This window comes from Caulobacter sp. BP25, assembly GCF_002737755.1.
In the GTDB taxonomy this organism is placed as follows: domain Bacteria; phylum Pseudomonadota; class Alphaproteobacteria; order Caulobacterales; family Caulobacteraceae; genus Caulobacter.
Window position 1 is genome coordinate 185,776 of record NZ_PEGH01000007.1, and the last position, 15,250, is coordinate 201,025.

Below are 15,250 nucleotides of genomic sequence, written 5' to 3' on the forward strand. Positions count from 1 at the left end.
TTCCCCACCGGAGTATCCGATGAAGTTCCAGCTTAGCCTCGTCGCCGTTCTCGCCGGCCTCGCAACCAGCGCCGCCGCCGCGCCGCCTTCGGGTGAGCAAGTGTTCAAGCAGCGCTGCACGGTCTGCCATTCCGTCCAACCCGCGCCAGGTAAGATGGGGCCGCCGTTGGCAGGAGTGGTCGGTCGCAAGGCTGGAACCGCGCCGGGCTATGCCTATAGCAACGCGCTGAAGGCCTCGGGTATCACCTGGACGCCCGCCCAGCTCGACGCCTTCATCAAGGCGCCGGGCAAGGCCGTGCCGGGCACGAAGATGCTGCTGGGCGCGCCGGACGCCGAGCAGCGAGCCGCGGTGATCCAGTACCTCGGCACGCTGAAGAAATAGGCCTTCTTGACGGCGCTAACGCGCCGTCAGCTCCTGGATCTCGATATCCTTGAATTCGATGGGGTGACCTTCGCTCTGTAGGGCGATGTACCCCTCGGTGACCGGCTGAGCGCCGCGCGCCAGGATGTAAGGTTTGGCGCCGCCAGCGACGGTATCCTCTGGATCGAGGGTCAGATCGGCGTAGTGATGCACCACGACGCCGTTGATCTTCTCGAACACTTCGCCGTTGGGCCGCACTTCCAGTTCCGCCTTGACCCAGGTTCCGTTCGGCACCGTCGGGGCATTGGCCGACGGTGTGCAGTGCTCCTTCACCTTCTGGCCGTCGATCGCGATGGTGATTCCCGGCGTGCAGACCGCGCCGGTCGGCCGGGCCGAATCACCTTCCTTGCCAAGAAGCTGGAACTCGACCGAAACCGGGAAGGGCTGGTCGACGGTCATGCTCTCGGGACTCTGACTGTGGAACATGATCCCGCTGTTGCTACGCGCCCAGCCTGGGGTGTCGGGGAGGCCGCCCTCGGTCAGGAAGCGATAGGTGAATCGCAGGCGATAAGCCTTGAACGGCGCCTTGTAAAAAAGGTGCCCAAACTGGCCGTCCAGCGTCTGGTAGCCGGCGTAGGACACCCTGATCGCGCCGTCGTGCACCACGAAGGTCTGCTTATAGTTCTCGCCAGCAGGGTGCTTGGCGATCTTCGGTATCCAGCTATCCAGGCTCTTTCCGTCGAAAAGTGGTCGCCAGGGACCCGCCTTCAGGTCCTGGGCGAGGGTGGGCGTGCTGGCGGCGACCAGGCCAAGCGCGATGGCGACCAAACCGTAACGGCGCGCCGAAGCGGACAAGATGGTCATGATGGTTTCTTTCCTCCCGAACGCCCACTTTTCACGATCGAATGTCGAGCTTTCTTGCAATGTAACCCATTTCATGGAAGCCTCCAGACAAGAATGAGGGGTTCCATCCAGAGTTGGCGTCGCGTTGCGGAAGCAAGCCGGCGTGGTCTGGCGAGCGGACCGCAGAGGGAGCGAACATGGCCAACCTGAACGGTCGAGCGCGTCGTAAGAACACCTACGACGCGATTGTTGTGGGCAGCGGAATGACCGGCGGCATCGCCGCCAAGGAACTCACGGAAAAGGGGCTGAAGGTCCTGGTGCTAGAGCGTGGACGCATGGTCCGCCACCTCGAGGACTATCCCACCGCCACCCTCGATCCCTGGCAGACCAAGTACCCTCGCGGCCAGTTGCCGCCGGAAGAGCTGGAAGCCCGTTACAAGGTGCAGCGCCGCACGGGTTACACCATGACGGAGTACACCCAGCACTTCTTCGTCCGGGACGACACCAACCCCTACACCGAGACCAATCGGTTCGACTGGATTCGGGGCTATCACGTGGGGGGCGCTCCCTGACTTGGGGGCGTCAGAGCTATCGGCACAGCCCGATCGACTTCGAGGCGAACGCTCGGGAAGGCATCGCTGTTGATTGGCCGATCCGATACGAGGATTTGGCGCCCTGGTACGATCACGTTGAGCGCTTCATTGGCGTCTCGGGGCAGGCCGAGGGCCTGCCGCAGCTTCCTGACGGCGTCTATCAGCCGCCGATGGAGATGAACTGCGTTGAGAAGGCCTTCAAGTCGCGGTCCGAGTCGCAGTTCCCCGATCGGCGAATCACGATGGGCCGCACAGCTCACCTGACTGATCCGACCGAGGAGCAGCTGAGCCTTGGCCGCACCAAGTGCCAGTACCGCAACATGTGCATCCGCGGCTGTCCGTTCGGTGGCTATTACAGCTCCAACTCGGGTGGGCTGATCGCGGCCGAGCGGACTGGCAACCTGGTGATCCGGTCCAACTCTATCGTCACCGAGCTGATCTATGACGAGAAGGCGGGACGGGCCACCGGCGTACGGATTCTGGACGCGACCACCCGCAAGGACGAGGAGTTCTATGCGGACGTCGTGTTCCTGTGCGCCTCGGCGCTGAACTCGACCTGGGTCATGATGAACTCCACCAGTTCGCGGTTCCCCAACGGTTTCGGGAACGGTAGCGACCAGCTAGGTCGGAACGTGATGGACCACCATCTGGGCGTCGGCGCCAGCGGCGAAGCGCCTGAGTTCGCCGAGATGTACTACTCGGGCCGTCGCCCGAACGGCATCTATGTGCCACGTTTCCGCAACCTAGGCGACGCCGCCACCAAGCGTTCGGACTACCTGCGCGGGTTCGGCTATCAAGGCGGCGCCAGCCGTTCCGGCTGGGATCGTGACCTTGGCGCGAAGGCAGGCGCCCAAAGAGGCTTCGGGGCGGGGCGCAAAGCAGCTCTGACCCAGCCGGGTCCTTGGACGATGGGCCTCGGCGGCTTCGGCGAAATCCTGCCCTACGAGGACAATCGCGTCACATTGAACCGCGACGTGAAGGACGAGTTCGGCCAGCCGACCCTAACTATGGACGTGACCATGCGCGAGAATGAACTCGCCATGCGCAAGGATATGCAGAGCGCTGCGGTTGAGATGCTGGAGGCGGCGGGCTTCAAGAACGTCCGTGGCTATGACGGCGGCTTTGCGCCGGGTCTGGGCATCCACGAGATGGGCACCGCCCGCATGGGGCGCGATCCCAAGACCTCGGTGCTGAACGCCCACAACCAGGTTCACGAGTGCAAGAATGTGTACGTAACGGACGGCGCGGCCATGACCTCGGCCTCCTGCGTGAATCCGTCCCTGACCTATATGGCGCTGACGGCCAGAGCGGTCGACCATGCCGTCAAGGCCCGCAAGCGGGGAGACCTGTGATGCTGCACCGACGCGACGCCCTCAAGGGCTTGGCCTTCACCGTTGGCGCCGCCGCGACCGGATGGGCCAGCCGCGCCGCTGCGGCGCCGCTTGAGTGGACGCCGACCGCGCTTACGACTGAACAGGCGCGCGTTCTCGATGTGGTCTCCGAGTGGATCATTCCGACCACGGACACGCCGGGCGCTCGCGCCGCCGGTGTACCGCAGTTCATCGACCGGGCGCTCACCAACTATTGCGACAAGGCCCAGAAGGAGCTTCTGATCGGCGGCTTGACGCGCATAGACGCCGATGCGCGTGCTGCCCATGGCGATGTGTTCGTGGCGCTGAAACCCGAGCAGCAGGTCGCGCTATTGACTACCTATGACCAGGAAGTCGCGACCGGCACTGGCCAGAGTCCCGGTCGGCCGCACTTCTTCTCGTCCCTCGAGGATTGGGTGACGATCGGCTACTTCACGTCGGAAACCGGCGCCACGATGGCCCTGCAGTACGATCCGGTGCCGGGCGCCTATAATGGCTGCATTCCCCTAGCGGAGGTCGGGCGCGCCTGGGCGACGCGCTAGAACCTGAACTGCGCGAACAGGACCGCCAGATCGGCCGAACGTCCGCCCAAGGCGCGGACAGCCGGCCCCGCGTTCTGGCGCGCCAGCTGTCCTTGCAGCCTTAGGTTCCGGGTCACCTGCCAAGCCCCATCCAGCTGCACGGCGTCACCGACCGCTTTTGATTGTCCGACACGAGCGGTGGCGAGTGGCGCCAAGGGTTGCAGATAGATGGCGTCGGCGGCGCTCCAAACGCGACGCGCCGTATAGCTGGCCTCAAGGCTGATCGCCCTTCGCGGCGTGACGCCGATGCTAGCGCGCGCGGCCGCCAGATTCCCCCAGCTGACGAGGCCCGTTTCGTTGAAGTAGCCGCCACGAGGGAACATCGGGTTGAAGGTTTCAAGCTGACGGTCCGTCGGATCGCGATCCCCCGAGCCCAGGTCCAGACGCACGCCCAACCTCGGCCTCCATGGTCGGTCCAGCGTATAGCCTCCGCCGGCTGAGGCCGCGAAGGCCTGAATACGCCGCCCAGCGAAACGGCCGCCCTGCACGACGCCCTCCGCCTCATAGTCGATACGGCCTTGGCCGCCTGACAATCTCGCGCCGAGGCTGGTGCGGCGCTCGTCGCCGGTTATCGCGCCAAAGCGCACGGCGTCCCGTTCCAGCCCCAGAGCGTAGAGGTCCAGGGCCTGGCGAGGAGAGAGCCGGGTCGAGGCATAAAGGCCATAGAAGCGCTGGGCGCGGTTGCGCGTATCGTCGAAAGCGCCCGATGAGATGGCCACGGGCTGCAGGTAGAAGGCGTCCAGCTTCAGCGAACCGACCGATCGTGTGATCCGGGCGCCGTCGAAGCTCTGTCGGATGTTCGGCGCTTCACGTACGGCGACGAAACGCTGTGTTGGGTTCAGTTGCAGCTCCTGTCGGCCCAAGCGAACGCGCCAGCCCGGGACGGGTGATACATCCACGAACAGCACCTGGGTGTCGAGGCGATCGCGATCGGTCGCGGAGGGCCTTTCGCGCTTGCCGTAATCACGATGCAAGCCCAGCTCGCCATAGACCCGAACCTTCGATCCCAAATGCAGGTCGCTGCTGAGCAGCAATCTGCCAAGGGCGAAGGTGTCGGCTTTAGCGCCGCCTAGGCCAAAGCGCGGCGCGCCGACGGCGTCGATCCGCAACCTGGCCTCTCCGCCGAAACCCACATAGGCGTCCCCGCCCAGCGGAATGTAGCGCAGCGCATCCAAACCCATCCGCGCCTGCACGTCGCTCAGGTAGCCGTAGTCCTCGTCGGATCGCACGGGTTTGAATGGGGGCGGCGCGATCGGGCCGGCCATGATGGCAGCGAGCAGGGCCGCGCTGATACTCATCGGCGGTGGGGTGTCGCGTGGAGCGCCGCTAGGCCGGCGACTGCGACCACCGCGAGCATCAGGCTCCAGGCTCCGGCGATCAGCACCCCCGCAGCGCCGCCGGCCGCGCCGAGCGCGAAGGCGGCGATGGGCGGCCAAGTTTTGAGCAGGCGGGCCTTGAGAGCGTCATCGGGCTGTCCGCGCGCCGCTACGAAATCAACGATATCTATGGCCATCTGGGTGACATTGCCCGTCATCATGGTGGTCGGCGCAAGATGCCCGAAAACGACCCGGGTGCCGACGTTCTGCACCGCCATCGCCGCGACGCCAACCAGGCCTGCGATCATAACGTCGGGACTATCGGCCGCGCCCCCCGGTGAGGCCGCGATCGTCAGGAGCGCAAACGCGGTCAGCAGCATCGCCTGCAGTCCAAGCACCAGCGTCTCGCACTGAAGGTCTCGGGCCCTGCGCCAGCGGACAAGAGCATAGGCCAAGGATGCGGCGCCGAGGAAGACGGGCAAGGCCAAGAGTTTGGTGGCCAGGCCGCCAGCGCCGCCCGCCAGGGCGACGCCCAGCATGACCAGATTGCCGGTGGCGTGAGCGACGAACAACCCAAACAGAAGAACGAAACCGACCACGTCGACATAGCCGCCGACGAAAGCCATGCCCATGCCCGTGGCGACGTTCAGCCGGCTATCGGTCATGCCCGACGCTCCTTCTCCACGAGGATCGCCGCCAGCATGAGGCCGCCGATCAGGCCGATATGCTCGAGGAAGGTGTTCAGGGCGTGGAAGTGTTCGGTGGGGCTGGCGATGGCCCAATAGGGGTGTGCTATCAAAGTTGCGAGCGCAGTGAACACGCCCAGCGCGCCGGCGGCAAGCCAGCCGCCGCGGCCCAGGATCAGCGCCACGGCGCCCCCGAGCTGGACGGAGATGGTGGCCGCGACGATCAAGGCGGCAGGCTTGAGGTCAAGGCTGGCGGCCTCGGCCAGGGCGCCCTTCAAGTCGGCCATCTTGGCGATCCCGCTCCACCAATAGGGCAGGGTCAGGATCGCGCGCGCCAAGACGCCGAAGGCCGGCGCGCGCAACAGCGCGCGGATGGGCGCGGGCGGCGTCATCTCACACCGCCCAGCAGCCGCAACCCATAGCGCCCCAGAACGAGCGTGCATCGACGGTCGGCGCCTCACGGGCATAGGCCGCCGCGTGGTCATGGCCGTGCACGTTGCACGCGCTAGCACAGCCGCAAGCCGAGGCTAGGGCGCGCGCCTGGGATCGCGATCGGTCTTGGTAGCCGCCGAAGGTTCGCACAGGCGACCAGTCCGGCATGGGTGGCGGCAGGACCGGCGCCAGCTTGTGAAAATCGCCTTCGCCGTGGACGACCTTGCCTCCGAGCAGGGTCAGCACCGATGACAGGTGCGGGATCTCGTCTTCCGAAACGGTGAGGTAGTCGTCCGAAAGCACCGCCAGGTCGGCAAGCTGGCCGACGGCGATCTGACCCTTCTTGCCTTCCTCGTTGGAGAACCAGGTGTTGGCGCTCGTCCACAGGCGCAGCGCCTCCTCGCGGTCGACGCGGTTGGTCGGCGGATAGAGGCGCGCGCCGCCAACCGTCTTGCCACTGACCAGCCAGTTCAGCGAGACCCAGGGGTTGTAGCTGGCCACGCGCGTCGCGTCGGTGCCGGCGCCGACCGGGAGCCCGGCCCTCAACATCTTGCCAATTGGGGGCGTCGCCTCGGCCGCCTTGGTCCCATAGCGTTCCATGAAGTACTCGCCCTGATAGGCCATGCGGTGCTGCACGGCGATGCCGCCGCCTAGGGCCGCGATCCGGTCGATGTTGCGTTCGCTGATCGTTTCGGCGTGGTCGAAAAACCAGTGCAGACCGTCGAACGGCATGTCGCGATTGACCTTCTCGTAGACGTCCAGCGCCCGCGAGATGGTCTCGTCGTAGGTGGCGTGCAGACGCCAGGGCCAGCGGTTCTCGACTAGGTGGCGAATGACCGGCTCGAGGTCGCTTTCCATGTTGGCGGGCATCTCGGGGCGCTCGACGCGGAAGTCCTCGAAGTCGGCGGCGCTGTAGACCAGCATCTCGCCCGCGCCATTGTGGCGGTACTTGTCGTCGCCCTGGCCGGGTCGCACCTGCTTGGACCAGGACTGGAAGTCCGACAACTCGGCCTTCGGCTTCTGGGTGAACAGGTTGTAGCTGATCCGCAGGGTCAACTGGTCGTCGGCATGTAGCTTCTCAATGATCGCGTAGTCATCGGGATAGTTCTGGAAGCCGCCGCCGGCGTCGATCACGCCGGTCACGCCCAGGCGGTTCATCTCGCGCATGAAGTGGCGCGTGGAGTTTAGCTGATATTCGGGCGGCAGCTTGGGGCCCTTGGCCAAGGTGGCGTACAGGATCGTGGCGTTCGGCTGGGCCAGCAGCAGGCCCGTGGGCTCGCCAGAAGCGTCGCGCTGGATCTCGCCGCCCGGCGGATTGGGCGTGTCCTTGGTGTAGCCGACAGCGCGAAGCGCGGCCCGGTTGAGCAGCGCGCGGTCGTAGAGGTGCAGGATGAACACCGGCGTCTCGGGTGCGGCGGCGTTGATCTCGTCCAGGCTCGGTAGGCGCTTTTCGACGAACTGGTGCTCGGTGAAGCCGCCGACCACGCGCACCCACTGCGGCGGCGGGGTGTTGGCCGCTTGCTTCTTGAGCATGGCCATGGCGTCGGCCAGGGTCGGAACACCGTCCCAGCGCAGCTCCATGTTGTAGTTCAGCCCGCCCCGGATGATGTGCATGTGGCTGTCGATCAGGCCAGGGATCGCGCGCCGGCCTTTAAGGTCGATCACCGTTGGGTTCGGTCCGACGGCGGTGCGGACCTCGCGCTCCTCGCCGACGGCGGCGAACTTGCCGTCCCGGATCAGCGCGGCGTCGGCGCGCGGATTGCTCCGGTCGAGCGTCGTGAACTTGCCATTGACGAGCAGCAGATCGGCTTGAGCGGACATGGGGCCGGACCTCCGAGGATCGGCGAGAAGGGAATGAGGAAGGAGCGCCGCGCCCAAGGCCAGCGCCTGGCGGCGGTTGAGCGGCGTCATGCCTGGTCTTCAGGCGTCTTGGTCACGGCCTGGGGGCCGAGCACCTGGCCAGCGCATTCGGGCGTCTTGAGGTAGGCGCTCACCGGCGCCCTCGTCAGCAGGCGCTTGGCGATAGGCGCGGCTTGCTCGCCCAGCAACATGCCGAGAAGGCCCAGCAGCGCAATGGCCGGTGGCGCGGGCGAGCGCACGCCCATCAGGGCGTAGATCACGCCCACCAGAAGGCCGGCGCCGATCGAAAGCAGGTAGGGTTTCATGACGGCCTCCAGCGGGAACGGGCGAGGCGCGAAGGCCTCGCCCTGATGGATCAATGGCCTTCCGAGGCGCCGAACATCGCCTTGGCGTAGGTGATGCCCAGGCCGTAGGCGCCGCCGAACTGCTTGGCCACGCCCGTGGTCATGTCGTAGGTCTCGCTCCGCGCCCAGTCGCGCTGCATTTCCAGCAGGTATTGCAGCGCCGTGATCGGTTGGGCGCCCGCTTGGACCATGCGCGTCACCGCGCGCTCGTGGGCCTCCGAGGAGACGTCGCCGCAGGCATCGGTGATCACCAACACCTCGAAGCCCTGTTCGAGCGCCGACAACGCCGGACCAACGATGCAGACACTGGTCCAAAGACCGGCGAGCACGATGCGCGACTTGCCGATGGCGTTGACCTCGGCGATGACCGGCGCGTCCTCCCACGTGTTCATCGAGGTGCGGTCCAGCAGGCGCTTGCCCGGGAAAGGATCGGTGACCTCCGAGAACATCGGACCCGAGAAGCTCTTCTCGGCGACCGTGGTCAGGATGGTCGAGACGCCGAAGCCGGCGGCGGCGTTGGCGACGAGGGCGGCGTTGGTGCGCAGCAGGCTGGCGTCGATCGACTTGGTGGCGAAAGCCATCTGCGACTGGAAGTCGATCATGATCAGGGTGTGATCGGCGGGAGTCAGGAGGCGCGCGCCCGCGGCGGCCTTGGCTTGCAGGGTCATGGTCTTGATCCTTCTAGTGTCAGCGGACCGTGCCCTGGGCCGCCGTGTTCGGTGTCTGATGAGGGAACTGTGCCGGGTGACAACCGGCTCATAAATGGAAATGAATGAAACTCATTATTTCCGAAATTGAGCCTCTTTGATTGTCGTCTCGGTGTCCGACGCGCGGGTCTCCAGCCGTCCGAAGAGCACGCCCTCCGGCGTACGGACCGTGACGAGCCCCAGCACGCGCCAAGGCGCGCCGTCATGTGTGCGATCGCGGTTCATAGTCCGCGTCAGATTTACCTGGCACATGGCGGCGCCCCGAAGTCCTTAGGCCTTGAAGAAGGCCAGCAGGTCAGCGTTGATGACGTCCGGGTGGGTCGAGGCCATGCCGTGCGGAAGGCCCGGATAGGTCTTCAGCGTGCCCTTCTTGACCAGCTTGATGGCCAGCTCGGCGCTATCGGCGATCGGGACGATCTGATCGTCCTCGCCGTGCATGATCAGCACCGGGATATCGACCTTCTTCAGATCGTCGGTGAAGTCGGTCTCGGAGAAGGCCTTGATGCAGTCGTAGTGAGCCTTGGCGCCGCCGGCCATGCCCTGGCGCCACCAGTTGTCGATCAGGCCTTGGCTGACCTTCGCGCCAGGACGGTTGAAGCCGTAGAACGGCCCCTCCGGGACGTCCCGGAAGAACTGGGCGCGGTTGGCCAGCAGGGCCGCGCGGAAGCCGTCGAAGACCTCCATCGGCAGCCCGCCCGGATTGGCCGGGGTCTTCAGCATGATCGGCGGCACCGCGCCGACCAGCACGACCTTGGCCACGCGGCCGGGCTTGGCGCGGGCGGCGTAGTGGATCGCCTCGCCGCCGCCGGTCGAGTGGCCGACGTGGAAGGCGTTCTTCAGGTCCAGATGGTCGGTCAGGGCGATGACGTCGGCGGCGTAGGTGTCCATCTCATTGCCGCTGTCGGTCTGGGTCGAGCGGCCGTGGCCCCGGCGGTCATGGGCGATGACGCGATAGCCCTTGAGCACAAAGAACATCATCTGGGCGTCCCAGTCGTCCGACGACAGCGGCCAGCCGTGGTGGAACACGATCGGCTGGGCGGTCTTGGGACCCCAGTCCTTGTAGAAGATCTGCACGCCGTCCCTGGTCGTGACGTAACCGCTGCTCATGTCGTGAGTTCCTTTACCTTGGGTTGAAGGCGCGGGCGTGACCAGCGCCAGGGAGGTGGAGGGCAGGGCCGCCAAGGCTGCAAAGCTCGTGGCGGTGGCTAGGACGCGGCGCCGCGTTGCGCCCGTTTCGTCTTGATCGTGATCAGTCATCTTCTTGTCCCCCGGGAGGAAGGTTCAGAGCGGAATGGAGAAGATCGCGGCGATCGAGGCTCAAGCGCCAAACGGAGGCGTCGCGGGTCTTGTCGGCATGGGTCGTTCTTGCAGCAAAGCGTCACGCGCCTGGGCGGAAGTGTAAATGTCGGGCGGGCTATCCAGAGCCGACACGAATGGGCGGCTGATCTTCATCAGAACGGGCTTTGGCGACGCCTCGCCCCACCGAAAGGGTGGGCTCGGCCTAACCCGGTCGATATTGAATGCCGCAAGCGTCGGCGTTTACGCATAGCGCCTGTGGTAGAAGGCGCTCATGGCGAACGGGTCTGCGAGGATTGGCTGGGCGGCGCTCTTGATCGCCCTGGTGCTGGCGTCACCCGTCTTGGCGCTGGATCCTCAGCATGCGCTCAGTCAGTACAAGCATACGCGCTGGATCGTTGGAGACGGCGCGCCCGCAGGGATCCCTTCGCTCGATCCAGCCCGCGTGGTCTTGGATCTGCCGCCAGCCCTTGTCCAAAGCCGACTATTCCAGCTGCTGTGCGTGGCCTTGAGTCTGGCCCTGCTCGTCGTGGCGTTCCAGTGGCGCATGGGGCGTCTCACTGAGCGCCTCCAGGCCAGGTTGCGCGAACGGATCGCCGAGCGCGAACGGATCGCGCGCGAGCTGCACGACACGCTTTTGCAGGGCGTCCAAGGCCTCATTCTCACCTTCCAGTCGGCCGCCCGCCAAGTGCCGGCGGATCTACCAGCCCGCAACCAGCTGGAACGAGCGCTCGACCGCGCCGAGGCTGTCGTTGTCGAGGCCCGCGATCGCTTCCGCAGCCTGCGCGTCTCGGTTGGCGGAGATCTGATGACGACCTTGCGAGATGTCGCCGCCTCGATGCGCTCCGAGAACTCGGCCGAAGTCGTTACGACGGCGATCGGACGTCCGATCGACCTTCACCCCCTCGTGGCCGACGAAGTCGAGCGCATCGTTATCGAAGCGCTTTTCAACGCCCATCGTCATGCCCGCGCGTCGCTCATCGAGATGATTGTGGCGTTTGAGAGCAAGCGGTTGCGCATCAATGTCCGGGACAATGGCGTCGGCATTGATCCGGCGGTTCTGGAGGTCGCCGCGCGCGATGGTCACTTCGGATTGGCTGGCATGCGCGAGCGGGCGCGAAAGATTCGCGCTAGCCTTACCGTACGCGCCACTCCCGAGAGGGGAGCAGACGTGGAGCTCGTCGTGCCGAGCGCGATGGCCTATGCCCGTCGCCGGATCGGCTGGCCAGGATGGTTGGTTGGTCCTCGTCGCGGTGAGAAGAAGTGAGGCGCGCAATGAGGGACGTCGTATCGGTCCTGATCGTCGATGATCACCCGCTACTGCGGGAAGGTGTTGCCGCCGTGCTCGAAGCCGAGCCAGACATTCGGGTGGTGGGCGAGGCCGTGGATGGTCGAGACGCGATCGCGCAGTTCGAGCGCTTGCGTCCAGACGTGGTGCTGATGGATCTCCAGATGCCCGATGTCGACGGCGTGGAGGCGATCGGGGCCATCCGAGCTCGGGCCCCCGATGCACGGATCATCGTCCTGACGACTTACGCCGGAGATGTGAGGGCCTTGAGCGCGCTTCGCGCCGGCGCCTCGGGTTATCTGCTCAAGAGCAGTCTTCGGCGAGAGCTGATCGACACCATCCGCACCGTGCTAGATGGACAGCGCTACCTGCATCCCGACGTCGCCCACGACATCGCCGTCAATGCGATCGCCGAGCCGCTTAGCGAGCGCGAGATCGACGTCCTCAAACGCGTAGCGCAGGGCGCGGCCAATAAGGAGATAGCTCGCGCGCTCTCGCTTTCCGAGGACACGGTGAAGGGCCACATGCGGAGCATTTTCAGCAAGCTCGACGTCACCGACCGCACACAGGCGGTCACCATCGCCCATCGGCGAGGGATCATCGCGCTTTAGGTCGCGCCATAGGGCGTTAAAACGCGCGGGCTCTAGGCGAGTTGATCAGTCTCGGCGAAATAGCCGCGCGCTTGTTCCAGAAGCGCATTGGCCAAGCGCCCCGGCGGCGCCAGCGCCGAGGTCATAAACGCATAGTCATGCAGGATCTGCGGGCGAAAGACGCGGATCGTCATGCCGGGCTTGCGGTAGTTCGTGGCGAGCAGTGCATTGACGATCGCCACCCCCAGTCCGGCGGCGGCGAAGGCGCAAGCCGACCCGACGGTGTGGGTCTCCAGCTTGACCTCTGGACGCGCGCCGCAAGCCCGGAACGCATCGTCGATCTGGCGCCGGGTGCGGGTGCCATAGCCGAGCAGGACCAAAGGCTCGCCGCGCAGGAGCTGAGGTGTAAGTTCGGGGTGCGCCGCGAGCGGATGAGCCTCGGGCAGGACGCACACGGTTTCGCTAGAAGATAGAAGGACCGTGGAAATGTCGGCGCGGTCCATGGGCAACTTCACGAAACCGCAATCGGCGGTGCGGTTGGCCACCATCGCCCGTGCGGTCTCGGTGCTGCGCGAGTCGATCGAGACGCGCACGTTAGGAAAGCGCTCCATGAAGCGACTGAGGATGCGCGGCAAGACGCCTTCGGACAGGCTGGGCGGGGCGACAATCTTCAGGGCGCCGGTGTTGAACGACGCTAGATCCCTCACCAGGGTGTCCACGCGCTCCAGGCCGCCGAACGCCAGGTCGATCTCTTCGTAAATGATGAGGGCTTCTGGGGTGGGCGCTAATCGTCCTTTTTCGCGATAGAACAGATCAAAGCCCGCATCCTGCTCCAATTGGGCGATCAAACGGCTGACCGCCGGCTGGCTCAAGCCCATGCGCGCCGCCGCCGCTGTCGCTGAGCCGCTCAGCATGGTTTCCCGGAAGGCTTCCAGACTACGCAGGTTGAGCTTCATTCACCCGTCCGTTGAACCGCTAAGGCGCCAGGATCGGCAAAAGCACGCGCGATGGGTGCGTCGCATCCATATAGACTCGATTTGTTGCGACGCGGGGAGAAAGCCCATACCCCTCGGGCTCGCCAGAGTTCGGATTGACGTCGAAGTGGGGGAAGTTGCTCGACGATATGTCGAGCCTGATCCGGTGCCCCTTTACGAAGCGGTTGGCCGTCGGGAACGCGTCGATCGTGAGCGCGTAGACATGTCCAGGCTCCAGCCGGGTCTCTTGATCGAAACCGTTACGATAACGCGCTCGCAGAACCCCGTGACAGAGGTTCATCGCATAGCCCTCGGGATAGTCCTCCGAGGGAGGGTGGGCGTCGATCAGCTTGACCATGAAATCGGTATCGACGCAGTCGGACGAAATGTGAAGCTTTACCGTTATCGGTCCCACCACCACGACGTCCTGCTCCAGTGGTGGCGTCTGGAACACGAGCATATCTTGCCTGTCGGCGAGGGCTCTATAGGGGGCCTCGCAGCCGAATATGCCGAGCGCTTCGCGTTGATCGAACGCCCCAGCCTCCATGACCGGCGCGCCCGACGCGATGGCGCCCCCGATGGTTGGTACGGGACGCCGTGGATCGTGCGTGTACTCCTGGAAGGCCGACTCCGCTTGCGGAGGGCCAGGCGTCAACCCGCCGTCGACCTGCAGGAACCAGTCCGTCATCACGACGCCAGCCGGCGGCCACGCCGCAGCGTCCATCCAGGCGCCGCCATGATCCAGCCGCCCTTCCGGGGTCTTTCGCCCAGATCCGCCGCCCATGACAAACAGCTTCACCGGCGGGAGAGGATCACCCCCCTTGGGGCTCTTGAGCCAGGCATCGAACCAAGCCAGCCGCAAGGACACGTAATCCTCGGCCAAGGCTCCGTCCAAGGGCGCCGCGAGGCCGAAATCGACATCACCCGCGTAGGTGACTGATCGTTGTCCATGAGTCCACGGACCCAGGATTAGCTTCACCGGCGAGTGCTTGCGCGTCGACAGACCCAGGAAGTTCTCGATCGCCGTCACCGAATAGGGATCGAACCAGCTGCTCATGTGCACGACGGGCACGTCGGAATACGCCTCATACGCGCCGCGCGCATAGATGCCGTTCTGCTTCCAGTAGGGGCCAAATAGGCCGTTGCGCCACTGATCCAGGAGATAGGCCTCGTACTCCGGCGCGGCGGCGAGCGGCGAGTGGCCCTCCGACCAGGGCATGGCCTTGAACCAGGCCTTGAGATCCTGAGCCTCCAAGGCGGCTCGGCGCGCTGGATCGGCACGGGTCGCCGGGCTCAGTAGGGCGTGCTTATAGGCCCAGGTTGCCTGCTTGAGCTCGAACGCGCCACCCTGGCGGATACCGGAGTGATACGCGCTGGAAAAGCCGCCGGAATCGAGGAACATCGCCGCCAGGCCCGGCGGATCAAGGCAGGCGAGGGCGCTCTGCACGTGCGCGCCGTAGGACAGTCCCAGCGTGCCGACCTTGCCATCGCACCAGGGGCGATGAATCAGCCAGTCGATCGTGTCCGCCCCGTCTCTTCCCTCGTTCAGATACTTCTCGAACACCCCCTCAGAAGCGTAGCGGCCTCTGCAATCCTGAAGCGCCACCACATAGCCGCCGCGCACGAAGTCGACGGCGATTTCCGGCTTTGATCTAGGCGTGGGGTTCCTACGTGTTCGGTCGCCATGATTGACGCCGGTCTTGTCGTAAGGAGTCCGTTCCAGCAGCACCGGGCGCGCGAAATCGCTTGGCTTGCCGTTGACCGCTGGACGGTAGATGTCGGTCGCGAGGCGAACGCCGTCCCGCATCATGACCATCACGTCTCGTGTGACGTGAACATCCGAAGGCGGAACGAATGTTTCGTTCCGCCGGTTGCCGCTCTCGCTCATAGGCGCGCGTCCGCTAGAGGGGGACCGACGAAGGCGAGGGTGGGCAAATCCAAGAGTGTCGGGACGTTCAGAGCTCCCCCACGTTTGAACCTGCCGGTAGAGGTCAGGGAGCGCAGGCGCA

14 protein-coding genes and 1 pseudogene are annotated in these 15,250 nt (G+C 65.3%); 5 read left to right on the plus strand and 10 right to left on the minus strand.

The genetic code is table 11. The features are described 5' to 3' along the window. Positions 1 to 19: 19 nt before the first annotated feature. Entirely contained in the window at positions 20 to 382 is a 363-nt protein-coding gene (locus CSW59_RS04755; protein WP_099442947.1) for a cytochrome c family protein, read from the plus strand. Positions 383 to 397: 15 nt separating this feature from the next. On the opposite strand, the gene CSW59_RS04760 is transcribed toward CSW59_RS04755, so the two are convergent. Next, complete coding sequence (locus CSW59_RS04760) at positions 398 to 1,225, minus strand: DUF1080 domain-containing protein (RefSeq protein ID WP_099442948.1); 828 nt, start codon at positions 1,223 to 1,225, stop codon at positions 398 to 400. A 176-nt stretch (positions 1,226 to 1,401) separates the two neighbouring features. Between CSW59_RS04760 and CSW59_RS04765 the strand changes: the two are divergent. After that, positions 1,402 to 3,149, plus strand: a pseudogene (locus CSW59_RS04765) (GMC oxidoreductase). Further along, complete coding sequence (locus tag CSW59_RS04770) at positions 3,149 to 3,709, plus strand: gluconate 2-dehydrogenase subunit 3 family protein (RefSeq protein ID WP_099442949.1); 561 nt, start codon at positions 3,149 to 3,151, stop codon at positions 3,707 to 3,709. The pseudogene CSW59_RS04765 and the gene CSW59_RS04770 overlap by 1 nt, the downstream one beginning before the upstream one ends. Here CSW59_RS04770 and CSW59_RS04775 read toward each other — a convergent pair. From CSW59_RS04775 to CSW59_RS04805, 7 genes are all read right to left on the minus strand, one after another. Then, positions 3,706 to 5,046: an alginate export family protein gene (locus CSW59_RS04775; protein ID WP_099442950.1), complete on the minus strand. Its 1,341-nt coding sequence runs from the start codon at positions 5,044 to 5,046 to the stop codon at positions 3,706 to 3,708. The genes CSW59_RS04770 and CSW59_RS04775 overlap by 4 nt on opposite strands. Continuing rightward, a complete protein-coding gene (locus tag CSW59_RS04780) occupies positions 5,043 to 5,729 on the minus strand; it encodes a YoaK family protein (protein ID WP_099442951.1) in 687 nt (228 codons plus the stop codon). Before CSW59_RS04780 ends, CSW59_RS04775 begins: the two co-directional genes overlap by 4 nt. Then, the gene (locus CSW59_RS04785) at positions 5,726 to 6,142 is read right to left on the minus strand and encodes a DoxX family protein (RefSeq protein ID WP_099442952.1); all 417 of its coding nucleotides are present in this window, start codon (positions 6,140 to 6,142) and stop codon (positions 5,726 to 5,728) included. Before CSW59_RS04785 ends, CSW59_RS04780 begins: the two co-directional genes overlap by 4 nt. Position 6,143: 1 nt before the next feature. Next, positions 6,144 to 8,003 (minus strand): amidohydrolase, encoded by a 1,860-nt coding sequence (locus tag CSW59_RS04790; protein WP_099442953.1) that lies wholly within the window; start codon positions 8,001 to 8,003, stop codon positions 6,144 to 6,146. 86 nt (positions 8,004 to 8,089) lie between these two features. Continuing rightward, entirely contained in the window at positions 8,090 to 8,347 is a 258-nt protein-coding gene (locus CSW59_RS04795) for a DUF1427 family protein (RefSeq protein ID WP_099442989.1), read from the minus strand. 50 nt (positions 8,348 to 8,397) lie between these two features. Next, complete coding sequence (locus tag CSW59_RS04800) at positions 8,398 to 9,054, minus strand: isochorismatase family protein (RefSeq protein ID WP_099442954.1); 657 nt, start codon at positions 9,052 to 9,054, stop codon at positions 8,398 to 8,400. A gap of 309 nt (positions 9,055 to 9,363) precedes the next feature. Continuing rightward, entirely contained in the window at positions 9,364 to 10,200 is an 837-nt protein-coding gene (locus tag CSW59_RS04805) for an alpha/beta fold hydrolase (protein WP_099442955.1), read from the minus strand. Positions 10,201 to 10,663: 463 nt separating this feature from the next. On the opposite strand from CSW59_RS04805, the gene CSW59_RS04810 reads away from it, so the two are divergent. Together CSW59_RS04810 and CSW59_RS04815 are read left to right on the plus strand one after the other, a co-directional pair. Continuing rightward, positions 10,664 to 11,656, plus strand: coding sequence for a sensor histidine kinase (locus tag CSW59_RS04810; protein WP_099442956.1), 993 nt, complete (start codon positions 10,664 to 10,666; stop codon positions 11,654 to 11,656). Between the two features lie 8 nt (positions 11,657 to 11,664). Further along, entirely contained in the window at positions 11,665 to 12,288 is a 624-nt protein-coding gene (locus CSW59_RS04815; protein ID WP_099442957.1) for a response regulator transcription factor, read from the plus strand. 32 nt (positions 12,289 to 12,320) lie between these two features. On the opposite strand, the gene CSW59_RS04820 is transcribed toward CSW59_RS04815, so the two are convergent. Both CSW59_RS04820 and CSW59_RS04825 read right to left on the minus strand, forming a co-directional pair. Further along, positions 12,321 to 13,223 (minus strand): LysR family transcriptional regulator, encoded by a 903-nt coding sequence (locus CSW59_RS04820; protein ID WP_099442958.1) that lies wholly within the window; start codon positions 13,221 to 13,223, stop codon positions 12,321 to 12,323. A 19-nt stretch (positions 13,224 to 13,242) separates the two neighbouring features. Further along, positions 13,243 to 15,129: a CocE/NonD family hydrolase gene (locus CSW59_RS04825; protein WP_099442959.1), complete on the minus strand. Its 1,887-nt coding sequence runs from the start codon at positions 15,127 to 15,129 to the stop codon at positions 13,243 to 13,245. Positions 15,130 to 15,250: the final 121 nt, after the last annotated feature.